Here is a 13964-nt window from a genome sequence, read left to right on the forward strand (position 1 = left end):
GCCCGTAGGTGACGCAGGGAGCGGAGGCGGAAAGGGCGGCGGGGGGGTCTTAGTGAGCGCAGCGAACGAGTGCCCCCTCACGCCCCCGCCGTAGCGACCGGTCGCTCGTAGAGCGAGCGGAACCTCCCGGGCCGATTTCTTGGGTACTTCTTTCTAAAAGAAGTACCAAGGGGAGTGGGGCAGAGCCCCACAGACGTAGACCGATGGGCTAAAGCCCATCCTACCTAGCTAACGGCACCCGAGAAAAACCATAGACCGATGGGCCAAAGCCCATCCTACATAACTGGATTCCCTCCGCGGGAATGCCGACCCGACCCCAGGCAATAAATCCTCCTTCCCTCCTCTGACCCCGAAAAATCCTAACCCTCCGCCATCACTAATAAATCAATTTCACTTTTTAGACCTCGTGACCCCGGTGGCTTTCTAGACTTTCCTCCAATGACGGCGAGCGTCCCCTTACCCAGGCCGCTCAGTGCGAAATGGGCGGCCCGCCAAAGCCGCCCGAGGAGGAAAAAAAGTGCCGGATGAAAGAAAGGCCGCTCAAGCGGCGAATGAAACTGCGAAAGGGCGCTTACAGGAAAGGCCGAAAGACAAGCCGAAATCCGCGTCCAAAACCCCTTCCCCCCGTCCCGCGTCGGTGATGGAGGCCGCCGAGTGCGGCTGCCACTTCGTCGCGGGGGCGCTCAGCGAGCACCTTTTGCGCCTGAAAGTGCTCTTCGGCGACTCGGAGGAGCTTACGCCCCTGCTGGAATTCCTCGAAGACCTCACCCACTCGATCATTCTCATGCAGATGGTCACGGCGGAGCACTCCTTTATCCACTCCCTCCTCTGCCACCACCCCGACGCCCTCTCCCTTCGCAAGGATGAATCCTTCATCGAGTGGGCGATGGGCCAGCCGCCGGTGGTGCAGGCGTGCCTCGTCCATTCTGTGAACCCGGAGGACGCCGTCTGGGCAATCTCTCTTTACAAGGAGGAGATCGTGGGCAAGGGGCGCGACGAGGCCGCGAAGAAAGCTCTGGCGGGGCGCGAGGAGCGCCTGCGTGCGACCGCCGCTCCGCAGGGCGGCTCCGTTTCCGTCCCCTCCTCCTCCCGTTTCACGAGGGAGGATATCGCGAAGATGTCCGTCGCGGATTTCAAGAAGAACGAGTCTTCCATCAACGCCGCCCTGGCCTCGGGTCAGATAGGCTAACAGGAAAAGGAGAGATTTAGACAAATGGCTTACACCAAGACCCTTCAGAACTTCATCCCGGAGATATGGTCGAAGCAGCTCCTGAAGAACTGGGACGATTCCTTCGTGATGCGCAAACTCGTCAACACCCACTACGAGGGCGAGATCAAGTCCTTCGGCGACACCGTCCACGTCCCCTACCTCGGCAACATCACCGTGGCCGATTACGACAACACCGCCGGAACCCCCGTCAGCTATCAGGACGTGGAGGATCTGACCGACACCCTCGCCATCGACCAGCGCAAGTACTGGGCCTTCAAGGTGGAGGACGTGGAGAAGGCGCAGGCTTCGGTGGAGGTGCGCGAGAACTACACCCGCCGCGCCGCGATAGCGATGAAGGACGAGATCGAGGAGTGGCTTCTCGGCCCGGCCTTCACCGGCGAGATAGGCCAGGTCGTCACCGCCCTTGCCGCCGTCGCCGCCCGCGCCAACACCACCGCTTACTCCCTCGGCGCTCTCGTAAAGCCCGCGACCGCCAACGGCTTCGTCTACAAGTGCTCCACCGCAGGCACCTCGGGCGGCAGCGCTCCCGTCTTCCCCTCCATCGTCGGCGCTACCGTGACCGACGGCACCGTTGTCTGGACCAACTTCGGCTACGTGGGCTTCGGAGCCCTCACCGCCGCCAATTTCTACAAGACCCTCGTGACGGCGAAGAAGGCCTTTCGCAAGTCCAACACCTGGATCGAGGGTGACATGTGGGCGGTGATTCCGCCGGAGGTCGAGGAACTCATCCTCACCTCCGAGGAGCTCATCCACGCCACCGACAGGGGCGACAAGATCGTGGAGCAGGGGCTGATGGGCAAGCTCGCCGGGTTCAAGCTCTACTGCTCCAACAACGTCGCCGGGGCGGGCACCGGGGCCGACCCCTTCATGATCCTCTGCGGCAGCAAGGAGACGATCACCTTCGCCGAACAGGTCACCGACACCGAGGCGCTGCGCCTCCCGAACGAATTCGCCACCGGCGTGCGGGGCCTCATGGTCTACGGCGGCAAGATCTTCGAGAGGAACAGGTACGCGGGCGTCGTCATCCGCGCCGAACTCGGCTAACTCTCTTACCCGAAACAGGGGGAGGCAACGCGCCTCCCCCTCTTCCCCCCGGAGGGTAAAATGCAGGGCCAGATTCATGAAAATCTGCACGGCAAAACCGTCACTCTCACCGGCGACGCCGAGCTTTTCGGCCCCTGCCGGGTGGCGAAGGTGACGACGAACGGTTTTTTGCTGACCGTCTCCACCCCGGCCCACCACGGAATTACCATCGACGGGTCGAAAAACCCGGCTGACTGGGGGGCGAACGTCTTCTTCACCGTGCCGGTCTACCCGGAAAACGCCGCGCACATCCATATCGTGGAGGCACCCGACCCTTTCGCGCTTGAGTTCAGGGCGCGCGTCGAGGCAGCCAGCGGCGCGGACGGGCTGGCGGCTTTCGAGTGGCTGGTCGCCTTCCTGGGCGCCAACCCCCTCGCCGACCGGACAGCGACGAAGGCGGCGTGGATAGCATGGGCGACGGAGGCGGGTAACAAAACCTACTTCGAGGCGGCCATCGATGCCGTCCTCACCGGGTTTTGCAACGGCTCCGGCCTCTGGGCCGATCTCGCGGGTTTCGTACTTTCCAGGACGCCCGAGGCGTGGGCCGGGTTGCCCGTTCCCACCGGGGAGGTGCTTGGCTGATGGCCGTCGAAATCAAATTCATCTCCGCTACGGCTCCCGGCGGCGGCGACGGCTCTTCGGGTACTCCGTGGACCCTCGCGGAGGGAGTCGCGAAGGCGAAAGCCAACAGGCTCTTGAAGATACGGCCCGGAACCTACGCTCCGGCTTCCACCCTCGCCCTCGCGGTGGACACGACCGCCCCTTCCTCCTCAAGCCCCTGCGTCTTCGCCGCCGTGGACGGTTCGGACAACGCCGTCGCAAACCCCGCCGACATGATTCGGCTCGACTTCTCCGGCCTTTCAAGCGGCGTCGGCCTCAGCTACGGGGCGCTGGCCTATACCTTCTTTCACGGTCTCAAATTCGACAACGCTCCCTCTCACGGCTTTTCCTGCACCTCGGGAGCCTATAACTACAGCGCGGTAACCATGTGCTCGGCAAGCGGGAACGGGGGAGCGGGTTTCAATCTCGCCAACGCGATAATCCTCATCGACTGCAAGGCGACGGACAACGCCGGGGGAGGAATCGTCAGAGGCAATTGGGTTTATACGGAGGGATGTTATACCTCCGGCAACACGGGCGCGGCGGGGCTTTCAGGTAACGGCGGGACCTTTGGCAATTGCATATTTCTTGACGGCGCTTCGGCTGCTGCCGGGATGCCTCTTATCGCCGTAAACAGTCTTATCGGGCCTTATAACAACGCAGGCGTTGCAAATACCGGAGCGGCGGGAGCTTACGCCTCCATCTTCGCGAACATGGCGACGGGGCTTTCTGCCGACGGGGTAATAGACCTCCACAACGATTTTTTCAACGTCACAAACCCGGTAGGGACCGACACCTTCCTTTCCGCCGGGAGACTGACCTCGGACCCGGCGATACAAAACACCATCGAAGCTCGCGCCGCGAACCTTCGGGACATTGCCTTCCCCCTCACCGGGATTAAGGCCCGCATAGGGGCGTGGCAGGGGCAGGAGTTCAAAAGCAGCGGCGTATTCGGAGGACTGAGATGATCTACCTTGGACTTTTCACAGCCGGTAACAGCGTCTTTTACGCGGCGAACTTTCACAACGAGGCCGGGACGCTGGAGGACCCCGCGAGCCCGGAGGCGCAGATACGCGACCCTTCCGGGACGTGGAGCGCCCTGACCACGCCCGTAAAGCAGAACGGAAAGACGGGCCACTTCGGGGGAATCATCGACACTACGGGGTTCGCCGCCGGGCAGTATGCTATACGGCTGGCGGGAACGGTGACTACGGGAAAGGCCCAGGCGGCGGAGTTCACCTTCACGGTGGACGCGGCGATAAAGAGTGTAGCAAACGACGTGGGCATAACGCAGGCCGGGGCGGACAAGGTGTGGGGGAGCGCGGCGAGAAAGCTGACCGGGCCGGACAACATCACCTCGAACAACCTAAAGCTCACCCTCGACGGAAGCGGCAACGTCACCCTAAAGAGCGGCACGCACACCGGCGCGACTGTGCCGAACGTCACGACAACAACCACGGCAACCAACGTAGTGAACCTCACAGGAGAAATAGAGACGGGCTTCACATACGCCGAAGCCATCCGGCAGATAGCCCTCCAAACAATGCTCACGCACAGAGGCGCGATGCTCGTCCCCTCGTTTGCCGAGTGGCCCACTGTGACAGCCACGTACTCCCAGATTCTCGGGGTCGGAGCCTCCATCGAGGTTTGGGCGGCTGACCCCTCGGCGTTTTACCCAGGCGTGGACACTGCGGATGACGTGCTTGTCGGCACACTCACAGGCTCCGGGTGGGTGCAAAATCCCGCTTGGCCTGTCGGCGGCAAGGACATGGTGCTCTACTTGAGGCAAACCGCAGGTGCAGCCACCATGAACGCAGGGGTGCTTACAATCACTGTGACTTCGTTGGCCGGAGTCTCGTTCACGCATAAGGTGAAGCTGCCCGGAAGAGGTGCGGGCACGGCCTCCACGTTCATGGGCTGGGACAGGGACGGGAATGTTTTAGACAACTTCGGTCTCTCCACCGTGGCTACTTACGGCTACTTCGAGACCAACTCCGACGGCCGGATAACGGAGTACGCGCCGGGCCTTTCCCCCGCCGAGCAGGTAAGCGCGCTGGGCCTCACCCAGGCGCGGGCGGCCAGACTCGACAATCTCGACGCGGCGGTTTCCTCCCGCTCCGTCTTCGACCCGGAAAGCGACCTCCTCGACTCCAACGGCGCGTCGGGGTGGACGTGGAAGCAGGCGTTCCGGCTGGTCTTCGCCTTCCTTCTCGGCGAGAGGAGCGGCGGAGGAAGAGCCGGGAACAAGTCCTTCAAGGTTCCGGGGGGCATAAAGACGAGGGTGGTCATGGCCACCGACGCCAACGGAAACAGCGCCGCCTCCCACACCTTCGATCACTCGGATTCATAAATGTCATTCGATACCTTTCCTCACCTCTCCTTCCCGGGCCGGGTCTTTCCCATAGAGATCTGGCAGGGAAGGGAGCAAAAACCCGAGAAGGACGGAACCTGGGCGGAGCGCCTCGACTCGCGGAGCCTCGCGACCGCCCGCGCCCTGCCGGAACTGCGCGCAATCGCCCTTAACACCCGCCTCTCGGCGCGGGCAAAAACGAAACCCGGCTACCATGCGGAGAAACACAAATGAGCGAAGTAATCTACGTCGGACACAACGCGGAAATATCCTTCGTCGTCCGGGACTCCTCGGGAGAGGAGCTGAACCTGACAACCCTCGGCGTGACGAGGGTTGTCTTCCACCTCGCCGGGGTCACCGTCGATTCCCTGGAGCGCCCCGGGTCCTTCGATTTCGTCACGGGAGGAGCGCTGGGAAGAATAGACATCGACCTCACCGGCATAGCCTTCCCCTCGGGGAGCTTCGGGGCGAGGCTGGTAATCTACTACCCCGCAAAGGAGTTCGGAGTCGTCATCGCCGACGGCTATCCCGTAAACGTCGGCGCGGCTATCCGCTGAATAAAGGAGAGAGGCATGACGCTGGAAAAAGGGCTGTTCGCCACCGACCTCGCGGGAAGGGTCCTCACCGACCTTTCCGACCCCAAACAGAGGCGGTGGTCCACGGATCAGATAACCGGCTTTTTCAACGAAGGGATGCGGGAGTTGGCGAGAGAGGGAATCTTGCGCCGCACAGACCTTCACGTGACGGCGGCGGGAAAAGCTCTCTACGAGACCTTCGCGGAGTGCGCCCTTATCCTCCGGGTGGAGCACGAGGGAAGAGAGCTTCCCGCGAAGACCGCGGAAGAGGCGCTCCGGCTCCTCGGCCCGAGCTGGCGCGCCAGAACCGGAATCCCCCGGTGCTACGTGCCGGGAAAGGGAGGTATTCTTCTCGCCCCCGCTCCCGCCCAGGACGGCGAACCGTTGCTCTTCGAGGGCGCTCCCGCCATCGAGGAGGCCGAGGGAGGCAAAATCTCCGGCGACGGCTACACCGGGGCGCTCCGGGACGGTTCGGTCGAGCATTTCCTTCCGGGAGACGGGTTTTGCCTCAACGAGACGACGGCAAAGGGGGTGCTCCGCATAGAGTACGGTTTCTATCCCCGCCCCTCCGAATCGGGCGATTCCATTCCCTCGCGCTACGCCGACGGCCTGGCTGCCTACGCCCTCTTTCGCTGCCTGACCCTCTCCGGCGTTGAGGAGGAGGCCGAGAGGGGCGCGTTCGCCTTTGCAAGGTGGAGAGACCTGAAAGAGCGGCTGAAGAACGAGGGCTCCGCGGAGTTCCTCTCCTCTCAGAAGCTCTTTTCTCCGGTGGAGGCGCTCTGATGGCGAAGGGCTACTGCACCGAGCTCGACCCCCGGGTTATGCCTCCGGGGCTCTTCCCGGAGTTCACCCAGCTCACCCTTCGCGGCGGAGTGCTTCGCCCGAGGCCCTCCGACGAGGCTTACACCCCCGCGCCGGGCTCCCTCGAAGAGTGGAAACTCGGGAAGCTCGGGCAAAGCCGGGTGGCGGAGGTCTACAGCTCCGAGGCTGCGAAGAGCTTTTACGTCCACACTCCGAAGGGGGGCGGAACGCCGAGAATCTACGACCACGAAAGCGCGGCGGAAGCGGACCTTGTCCTGCCCACTCCCGGCGACGCCCCCGCCCTCGCGGAAGGCCACTCCTCGGTTGGCTTTACCGCTACGGGTTACGGCCCCGAGGCTGACGTCACCGGGAGCGTTCCGGCGGGGGAAAGGGCGGTCTACGCGAAGACCTGGGTTGGAACCGTCGCCGGAGCCCGCTCGGGTTTCTCCCCGGTGTTCAATTTCGAGAACACCGGCTATATGGCAATTTACATCAGGATGGCTCCCGGACTCTGGCTTCCCCCCGTCGCGGGCGACATCCTGACGAACTCGACCAAAACCGACACGGCGATAGTCAGGGATATCGCCCTTCTCAACTACTCTATGACGGAGCGCTTCTTTTGCATTCTCATAAAAGACAGCGAAAAGACCGCGAATCAGCTCTGGGCGACAAACGACATCGTGACCTGGCCGGGCGGACCGTTCAACCAGGGCTCGTTGAAACGCGACGAAACCCCCTCCGCCGTCACGCCCACGCTGGCTAACGGGACCGCTTTTCCGGCCGGGGTCGACGGGTGGGCGCTGAACCGCATGGAAGGCTCGACGGGAATCTGGCGCGAGACGGGGCTGACCTCCACGGAAACGGAGCTTTCCGACTCGGATTATTTCCCTTACGAGGACGTAGGCCTCACAAAACTCTTCAAAGCATGGCCCGGCCCCCTGGACAACAACTATCTGCCCGAGACCCTGGCCGGACCTCTTTTAGCCGCCCAGACCCTCGCGGTCCACAAGGGGTGTCTCTTCGTGGCCCAGGGGTCGAAGATACGTTACTCGGAGGCGGAACAGCCGCGCTATTTCCGGGAATGGGCGGCTCTGGACGCGGGCGGCGAGGTCCTCGCCATCATAAGCAGGGACGAGGTGGCGGAGGTCTACACGCCCACGGCGGTGAAGTACCTCACCGGCTCCGCCCCCTACTTCGAGCTTCGGGAGACGGGAATCAACGAGGGGCCGGTTTCCGGCGACTCCATCGTCCAGACGGACATCGGCACCTTCGCTCTCTTCGACGACGGCCTCTACCTCGTAAGGAACTCGAACCGGGAGAACGTCACCTCCGGCGTAAACACCCCCTTTATCGAAGGGCTTTCGGATCGGGGTTCGGCGGTGGGGGGCGCTTCCAGGGGTGTATACTACCTCGTTGACGCGGACGGCTCCTGTCTCGCCTTCGACTGGGAGGAGGAGGAATGGTTCCGGCGGGAGTTCCCGGCGCGGCCGGAGGGTTTTTTGTACCTCGACGATCCCCGCTCTCTGGTCGCGAAACTTCCGGGCTCGCCGGATTACTTCCGCAAGGTGGCCTCGGGAACCGGGAGCGTCTTATGGTCGGCGCTCTGGCCCGAGAAGGGCGACGGGAAGCTCCGGCCCGCCCCCTCGGCGGCCGTCATCGATTCCGAAGGCGAAATGACCTTCACCTTTCTGGTGGACGGGGAAGTGGAGTCGGTCATGGCCGCCGGCGGCGCGGAGGAGATGCCGCTGCCCCTCGCGCGGGGACGCTACGTCTCTTTCATGCTCAGCGGCGAGGGGAGCGGCGTCGATACCGCGATTAGAAAAGCGGAGCTGCGCTGATGAAGCCTTTTTTGCCCCCCTCGACCCCTGCGGCGGCCCGCGACGAACTTAAAAACCTTCACGGGAAGCTCAAAAGGTTCGGTTCCGTCGCGCAACTGCCCGAAAACGCCTCCCCGGCGGAGGTACGGGAAAAAGTCAACGAACTAACCGCCCTCCTTTGCGAGATAACGAAGGCGGGAACAGTGAGGAGGATTTAGCGATGAGTTTCTGGTCGGATCCCGCAGGCTCCACGCAGGCGGCGGTATTGAGAGTCCAGTCACGCGCGGAAAAGGGGCTGGACAAGATCTCCGGCTTAACCCGCGGCGAAGCGCTGGTGAGTTTTGAAAACCCGGCAGAGGAGGAACTGGCGGCGCTCCTTCGCCTCTCGCCCTCGCGGCAGAACCTCTCCCTCCGGCGCTCCCGCGAACTGGCCGAGGCGCGGCTCCGGGCCTCGGGCCTCAGCGGCGCGGCGGCGGCGACGGCGGGGGCGCGGCTTTACAACCGGGGGTTTCTCGGCTCGTCCCTCACAGCCGTTGACACCGCCGCGAAACTGTCGCGAATACGCCACGATCTGAAACAGGGCGCGGCGGGCACAGGCGTCCGCGACGATTTTTCGGCCTTCATGGGCGGAGTATAGGAGGAAAAATGACAGACGGCTATGCGGCAAACCTCACCTTCGGAACCGATCTTCTGTCGGGGCTCGGCGAAGTGCGCGACAACAACGACGCAAGAAAAACCAAAAAGGCTTACGAGAAGCGGGCGACCTACATCGGCGGGCTCCTCTCTTCGATTAAGCCGCCGCTCCTGAAGAATCTCGCCCCCGGCGGCTTCCTCCGGGAGGTTCTGGCGGGAGACAGGATGGAGCGCGCCGCTCTCGATTCCGCCGATGCCCTCGTCAAGGCCCGCAGGGCTTCGTCGAGGACCAGCGGCAGTTCCCGCGCCGGACTCGTAGGCGCAAGGATCGGCGAGATTCTCGGCCGGGAAGGCGGAAGGGGCGACGCGGAGATGAAGGCCGACTCGATGCTGGCCGACGGCGCGCTCTCCACCCTCGGCGGCGCGGTGACCTCCGTCCGCACCAATCCTTTTTACGACTACGCGAACGGAGTCCGTACGTTCGGAAACGACCTTCCCGCGATGATCATCGAGTGGAGCAAAAAGGATGGCTAAGAAGAAAGCGCCGGAGGTCTGCTCTATCGAAAACTGCGTCCTCCACTCCGGCCTGGAAGAAAAAATTCAAAACCTCGCCTCCGACGCCGCGGAGATAAAGGCCGACGTAAAGGCCCTCATCACCGCCAACGCCAAGGAGAGCGGCTTTCGCGCCCTCGGGCGGGCCTTCGCCGTCGGGGCGGGAGTGGCCACCCCGCTGACGGCCCTCGCCTGGGCGCTCTGGAAAGGAGTCTCCAATGGGTAATCTTTCCGCGCACTTTTCCCGCGAGGAGTTCGCCTGCCCCTGCGGCTGCGGACTTTGCGAGCCTAAAAAGGAACTTGTCGACCTCCTCGAAGAGATGAGAAAGACCCTCGGCGCGCCGGTGAGGATAAATTCCGGCCTTCGGTGCGAAGCGCACAATCAGGCCGTCGGGGGGAAGGATTCGAGCGCGCATCTTTGCGGCGAGGCGGCCGACGTAAGCGCCGAAGGGGGCGAAAAGCTCTTTAGCGCCGCGCGGGCGGGGTTTCTGGCGGGAGCAAAAAGAATCGGCATCGGCAAAAACTTCGTCCACGTAGACGTCTCCGGCGCGCTACCCTCCCCGCGCCTCTGGACCTACTGAACCCGTACGAAAGGAAAAGCATGGCAGACCTCGCGACACCGGAAAACATGAACATCCTTCTCGGAGGGCTCTTCGCCCTCTCGGAGGTGCTCGCCCTCACGCCGCTTCGCTCCAACAGCGTCTTCGAGCTCATCGCCGGAGTCCTCCGGACGCTGGCGCCGAAGAAGGCGTAAAATTAAAACTTAGACAGCAGCAGTGAAGGCCGGCCAAAACCGGCCTTTTCTTTTCCCTCTGCTTCTTCCTTTGTCCCATAGGAATGTGGTAGTATTTTCTAAATGAAATGTTGTCCTGAAAGTTTTGAAGATGGCTGAAGGCGATACTGTTATAGAATTCAAAAAGCCGAGGCGATTCAATCCTTTCCGGCGGCGTGGAGGCGCGGGTTCTTTCGGGCTCGGCAAACGGGGGGTCGTGGGCTTTTTCCTGGCGGGGCTTTTGTTGTGCCTCGTCCTCACTGCGGCCCTTAACCCCGGCCTTATGTACGGGGCGTTTTTCGCTCCCGTAGTGGTTCTCTTGTCGCTCCTCTTCGCTCTCGGAGCCAAAAAAATCTTCCTGAAGATGGAGGTTCATCTCCTCCACAGGGAGCTTTCGAGGCGGGCCGGGCGCGAGGATAAAGGCGGGCGAGACCTTTTGCACTAGAGCAGCAGATTGTGAGCGATGCATAATTTTTTCAGCAGCCTCAAGGTAGAATCCGAACATAAAAAACCGATGCCCCGGAAGAGGAAGATTCTCGTCTTCTCCTCCTCTGTGCTCTTCGCCGTCGCGCTCGCCATAATCGCCCTTCGCCCCGGCATGGCCACGGGCGGCGGCGCCTTCTCCTCCCTTGGCCTCGCCTCCTCGGCGGAGGAGGAAAAGGTCGAGCGGTTCACCCCCGACATGAGCGTCCCCGAGCCCATCCTGGGCCCCGGCGGAAAATACATCCAGATAGTCAACGGCAACAAGTACACCTTCACCCTCGACCCGGAGCTTCAGGCCGAGGCCGAAGCCGTGCTCGCCAAACACAAGGTCCCCTACGGCGCGATAGTCGCCATAGAGCCCGCCACCGGCAGGGTTCTGGCCTTCGCCGAGCATTCACAGCGCGACAAAACGATAACCGGTCTCGCCCAGCGCGCCACCTACCCCGCCGCCAGCCTTATAAAGGTGGTCACCGCCGCCGCCGCCCTCGAAACCGGCAAGGTCTGCGCCGACACCGTCTTCACCTACGAAGGCAGCCCCTATGTGCTGACCAAGCGCAAGATACTGCCCGAAAACAGAAAGCGCGAGCGCAACGTAACGACGCTGGGGCAGGCCCTGGGCAAATCCAACAACATCGTTTTCGGCAAGCTAGGCGTCTACTGCATCGGCCCCGAGAAGATGCAGCAGACCACCACGGATTTCGGCTTCAACCGCGAGATACCCTTCGACTTTCCGCTCCAGCCCTCCTCCTCCGTCGTCCCCGTCGAGACCTTCGATCTCGCCCAGACCACGGCGGGTTTCATCGGCACCAAGATAAGCCCCGTCCACGCCGCCCTCATCGCCGCCGCCATCTCCAACAACGGCGTGATGATGCGCCCCTGGATGATAGAATCGGTAACGGACGCCACCGGCAAGGTAATCTACGAAGGAACCTCCGAAACCCTGCTCACCGCCTGCGAACCCAAAATCGCCGAAGAGCTTACCGGGATAATGCGCAACACCGTCACGGAAGGCACGTCGAGCAAGATTTTCAAACGCCACGCGAAAAAACTCTTTGAAAACGTGGCCGTTTCGGGTAAAACCGGCAGCCTTACCGGCGACGACCCGCCGGGCAAATACGAATGGTTCATCGGCTTCGCCCCTGAAAAGAACCCGCAGATAGCCGTCGCGGGGATGGTGGTGAACCAGGGCAACAGGGGCCAGATACACGGCGCCTACGCCGCGATGACCGTATTCAAAAAACATTTCGGGATGTGAGAAAGGGCTATAGATGACCGAAGAGCAGGAAGTCCATTACGACATAGAGGAAGCCGCGAAAGAAGTCGCCTCGCGCACCGGGCAGAAGATAGAGACGGTCGAGGACATCCTCGAAGCCGAATTTCTCTTCAACGCCGCCCTCGGCTTTTACGAGATACCCGACGACAAAGAAGGCGAAGAGTTCATGGAAGAGCTTCTCGTCCTTCGCCAGAAACACAGCGACATCCTTCCCCCCGCCGACGCCAACATCGAAGAGTACGAAGATATCGAAGACCGCCTCGTCACCTTCATCACCCGGCTCACCGGCGCAGAGCCCACCGCCATCGAAGAAGTACTAGACGAGCATATACTCTATCTCGAAGAGAAGGGGATACTCGAACCGGTCGAAGAGGATTAGGTTTTCAGACGGCTTCGGCTTTTGCCGCGGGGCTTCGTCGCTACTCGCTCGCGCTCCTCGCCGTAGTCCCGCTACTGTCAGCGTCGCGCTCGCTGCGGGACTCCTCGCCCGGCAGCAAAATCCTGTGCCGTAGGAAAATTAAAAAATGCGAAAGGCCGCCCAACCGGGCGGCCTTTTTTTTGATTTGGAAATGTAGGGTGTGTTAGGCGCAAGCCGTAACGCACCCGTAACTACGTTACTAGCAATTAAATATCTCGCTCCCATAGTTCCCAGTTAAGAGGGGAGGAATAGCTATCTGATTTTTTAAATCCATTCCTTGATACAATATTGCGACCACTGTCTGTGGCTATAATTGTAAATACTTTTTTTACGTTGCTATTATCTTTTTTTATTGTTGCAATTTTTGATTTTATTTTACGGATTAAGCTCGCCCCGGCATGGGCGCAACACTTGCTTCTGCATTTATTTGTATATGTCATTAGATCCATGATAAATAGTTCATTAAGCAAAGGATCATCAAAAGAGATTATTGCGGACTCTTTTATCTGGTAGTCTTGTATGGCACCACTTTTTAATAAATCAACAACAGGTTGCGTAAGAGGCAATAGACTGAAATAGCCGCAAGAAATGCATTCATTGCTACCGGCTACTAAGCATTCAGCAACATAGCAAACATCCTTATTTTTTCTGTGAATATTATTCATCGTTTCTACTGAAAATGCATGCCCTTTGCCCAAATAGTGTTCAGCTATTTTATGGACATTATTAAAATCAGTAGTATTTGCTCTTCTGACTACAATTTTATTGGTAGCGCAAGGCTGTATGAAATCCTTGCAAAATAGTAAATTTCTAAAAAATTTTAAAACTTTAAGTAATTGGTCGCGTAGAGACGGGATTATTAAAATTAAAACACCAGAGAAACCCCATAACATAAAATTTATAATTTTCTCAGTGGTTATTGCCACAAAATTTATGAATAACAATTTTCAGTCCTCAGGCTGGGTGAGCGAAGCGATACCCAACAATTACAAAACCTTGTTCGACCGCCTACTGTGGAGAGCGTTGGGTACGAAAAGAAGGCTCGCACATGAGCAGGGTAATTTTTGCTCCTGTGCTCGAAGGTATTCTTTTTACAGCCATGCATACAATAAAAATTTACCTCCGAGTCCAAAAGCTCAAAGGTATTTCGTTTTTGGACGAGCCATCCTTTCGTCCTCCTCGTGGCCCGTAGGTGACGCAGGGAGCGGAGGCGGAAAGGGCGGCGGGGGGGGTCTTAGCGAGCTTTTGCGAGCGGGTGCCCCCTCACGCCCCCGCCGTAGCGACCGGTCGCTCGCAGAGCGAGCGGCTCCTCCCGGGCCGATTTCTTGGGTACTTCTTTATAAAAGAAGTACCAAGGGCGCGGGGCAAAGCCCCGC

General features: G+C 60.5%; 18 protein-coding genes. 17 read left to right on the plus strand and 1 reads right to left on the minus strand.

Annotation, left to right across the window (positions count from 1 at the left end; translation table 11 throughout):
* The first annotated feature begins 517 nt into the window (after positions 1 to 517).
* The 17 genes from EPN96_06590 to EPN96_06670 all read left to right on the plus strand — a co-directional run bounded on the left by EPN96_06590 (position 518) and on the right by EPN96_06670 (position 12549).
* The gene (locus EPN96_06590) at positions 518 to 1189 is read left to right on the plus strand and encodes a hypothetical protein (GenBank protein ID TAL17041.1); all 672 of its coding nucleotides are present in this window, start codon (positions 518 to 520) and stop codon (positions 1187 to 1189) included.
* 24 nt (positions 1190 to 1213) lie between these two features.
* Positions 1214 to 2275, plus strand: a complete 1062-nt coding sequence (locus EPN96_06595) for a hypothetical protein (protein ID TAL17042.1) — start codon at positions 1214 to 1216, stop codon at positions 2273 to 2275.
* Positions 2276 to 2335: 60 nt separating this feature from the next.
* On the plus strand, positions 2336 to 2896 hold the full coding sequence (locus EPN96_06600) for a hypothetical protein (GenBank protein ID TAL17043.1): 561 nt from the start codon (positions 2336 to 2338) through the stop codon (positions 2894 to 2896).
* Positions 2896 to 3882, plus strand: coding sequence for a hypothetical protein (locus EPN96_06605; protein TAL17044.1), 987 nt, complete (start codon positions 2896 to 2898; stop codon positions 3880 to 3882). The genes EPN96_06600 and EPN96_06605 overlap by 1 nt, the downstream gene beginning before the upstream one ends.
* Complete coding sequence (locus EPN96_06610; GenBank protein ID TAL17045.1) at positions 3879 to 5264, plus strand: hypothetical protein; 1386 nt, start codon at positions 3879 to 3881, stop codon at positions 5262 to 5264. Before EPN96_06605 ends, EPN96_06610 begins: the two co-directional genes overlap by 4 nt.
* Entirely contained in the window at positions 5265 to 5498 is a 234-nt protein-coding gene (locus EPN96_06615; protein ID TAL17046.1) for a hypothetical protein, read from the plus strand.
* A complete protein-coding gene (locus EPN96_06620; protein TAL17047.1) occupies positions 5495 to 5821 on the plus strand; it encodes a hypothetical protein in 327 nt (108 codons plus the stop codon). The genes EPN96_06615 and EPN96_06620 overlap by 4 nt, the downstream gene beginning before the upstream one ends.
* A gap of 15 nt (positions 5822 to 5836) precedes the next feature.
* Positions 5837 to 6622, plus strand: a complete 786-nt coding sequence (locus EPN96_06625) for a hypothetical protein (GenBank protein TAL17048.1) — start codon at positions 5837 to 5839, stop codon at positions 6620 to 6622.
* Positions 6622 to 8478, plus strand: a complete 1857-nt coding sequence (locus EPN96_06630) for a hypothetical protein (protein TAL17049.1) — start codon at positions 6622 to 6624, stop codon at positions 8476 to 8478. Before EPN96_06625 ends, EPN96_06630 begins: the two co-directional genes overlap by 1 nt.
* Positions 8478 to 8675, plus strand: coding sequence for a hypothetical protein (locus tag EPN96_06635; GenBank protein ID TAL17050.1), 198 nt, complete (start codon positions 8478 to 8480; stop codon positions 8673 to 8675). Before EPN96_06630 ends, EPN96_06635 begins: the two co-directional genes overlap by 1 nt.
* 2 nt (positions 8676 to 8677) lie before the next feature.
* Positions 8678 to 9094: a hypothetical protein gene (locus tag EPN96_06640; GenBank protein TAL17051.1), complete on the plus strand. Its 417-nt coding sequence runs from the start codon at positions 8678 to 8680 to the stop codon at positions 9092 to 9094.
* Between the two features lie 8 nt (positions 9095 to 9102).
* Complete coding sequence (locus EPN96_06645) at positions 9103 to 9624, plus strand: hypothetical protein (GenBank protein ID TAL17052.1); 522 nt, start codon at positions 9103 to 9105, stop codon at positions 9622 to 9624.
* Positions 9617 to 9868, plus strand: a complete 252-nt coding sequence (locus EPN96_06650; GenBank protein ID TAL17053.1) for a hypothetical protein — start codon at positions 9617 to 9619, stop codon at positions 9866 to 9868. Before EPN96_06645 ends, EPN96_06650 begins: the two co-directional genes overlap by 8 nt.
* On the plus strand, positions 9861 to 10223 hold the full coding sequence (locus tag EPN96_06655) for a hypothetical protein (GenBank protein ID TAL17054.1): 363 nt from the start codon (positions 9861 to 9863) through the stop codon (positions 10221 to 10223). Before EPN96_06650 ends, EPN96_06655 begins: the two co-directional genes overlap by 8 nt.
* A 408-nt stretch (positions 10224 to 10631) precedes the next feature.
* Positions 10632 to 10859 carry a hypothetical protein gene (locus EPN96_06660; GenBank protein TAL17055.1) on the plus strand — a complete coding sequence of 76 codons (228 nt, stop codon included), beginning with the start codon at positions 10632 to 10634 and terminating at the stop codon, positions 10857 to 10859.
* A gap of 18 nt (positions 10860 to 10877) precedes the next feature.
* A complete protein-coding gene (locus EPN96_06665) occupies positions 10878 to 12152 on the plus strand; it encodes a hypothetical protein (GenBank protein TAL17056.1) in 1275 nt (424 codons plus the stop codon).
* Positions 12153 to 12165: 13 nt separating this feature from the next.
* Positions 12166 to 12549, plus strand: a complete 384-nt coding sequence (locus EPN96_06670) for a hypothetical protein (GenBank protein TAL17057.1) — start codon at positions 12166 to 12168, stop codon at positions 12547 to 12549.
* A gap of 245 nt (positions 12550 to 12794) precedes the next feature.
* Here EPN96_06670 and EPN96_06675 read toward each other — a convergent pair whose 3' ends face one another.
* The gene (locus EPN96_06675) at positions 12795 to 13532 is read right to left on the minus strand and encodes a hypothetical protein (protein TAL17058.1); all 738 of its coding nucleotides are present in this window, start codon (positions 13530 to 13532) and stop codon (positions 12795 to 12797) included.
* Positions 13533 to 13964 lie beyond the last annotated feature (432 nt).

It is taken from the genome of bacterium, assembly GCA_004322275.1.
Classification (GTDB): Bacteria; Desulfobacterota; Deferrisomatia; order Deferrisomatales; family BM512; genus SCTA01.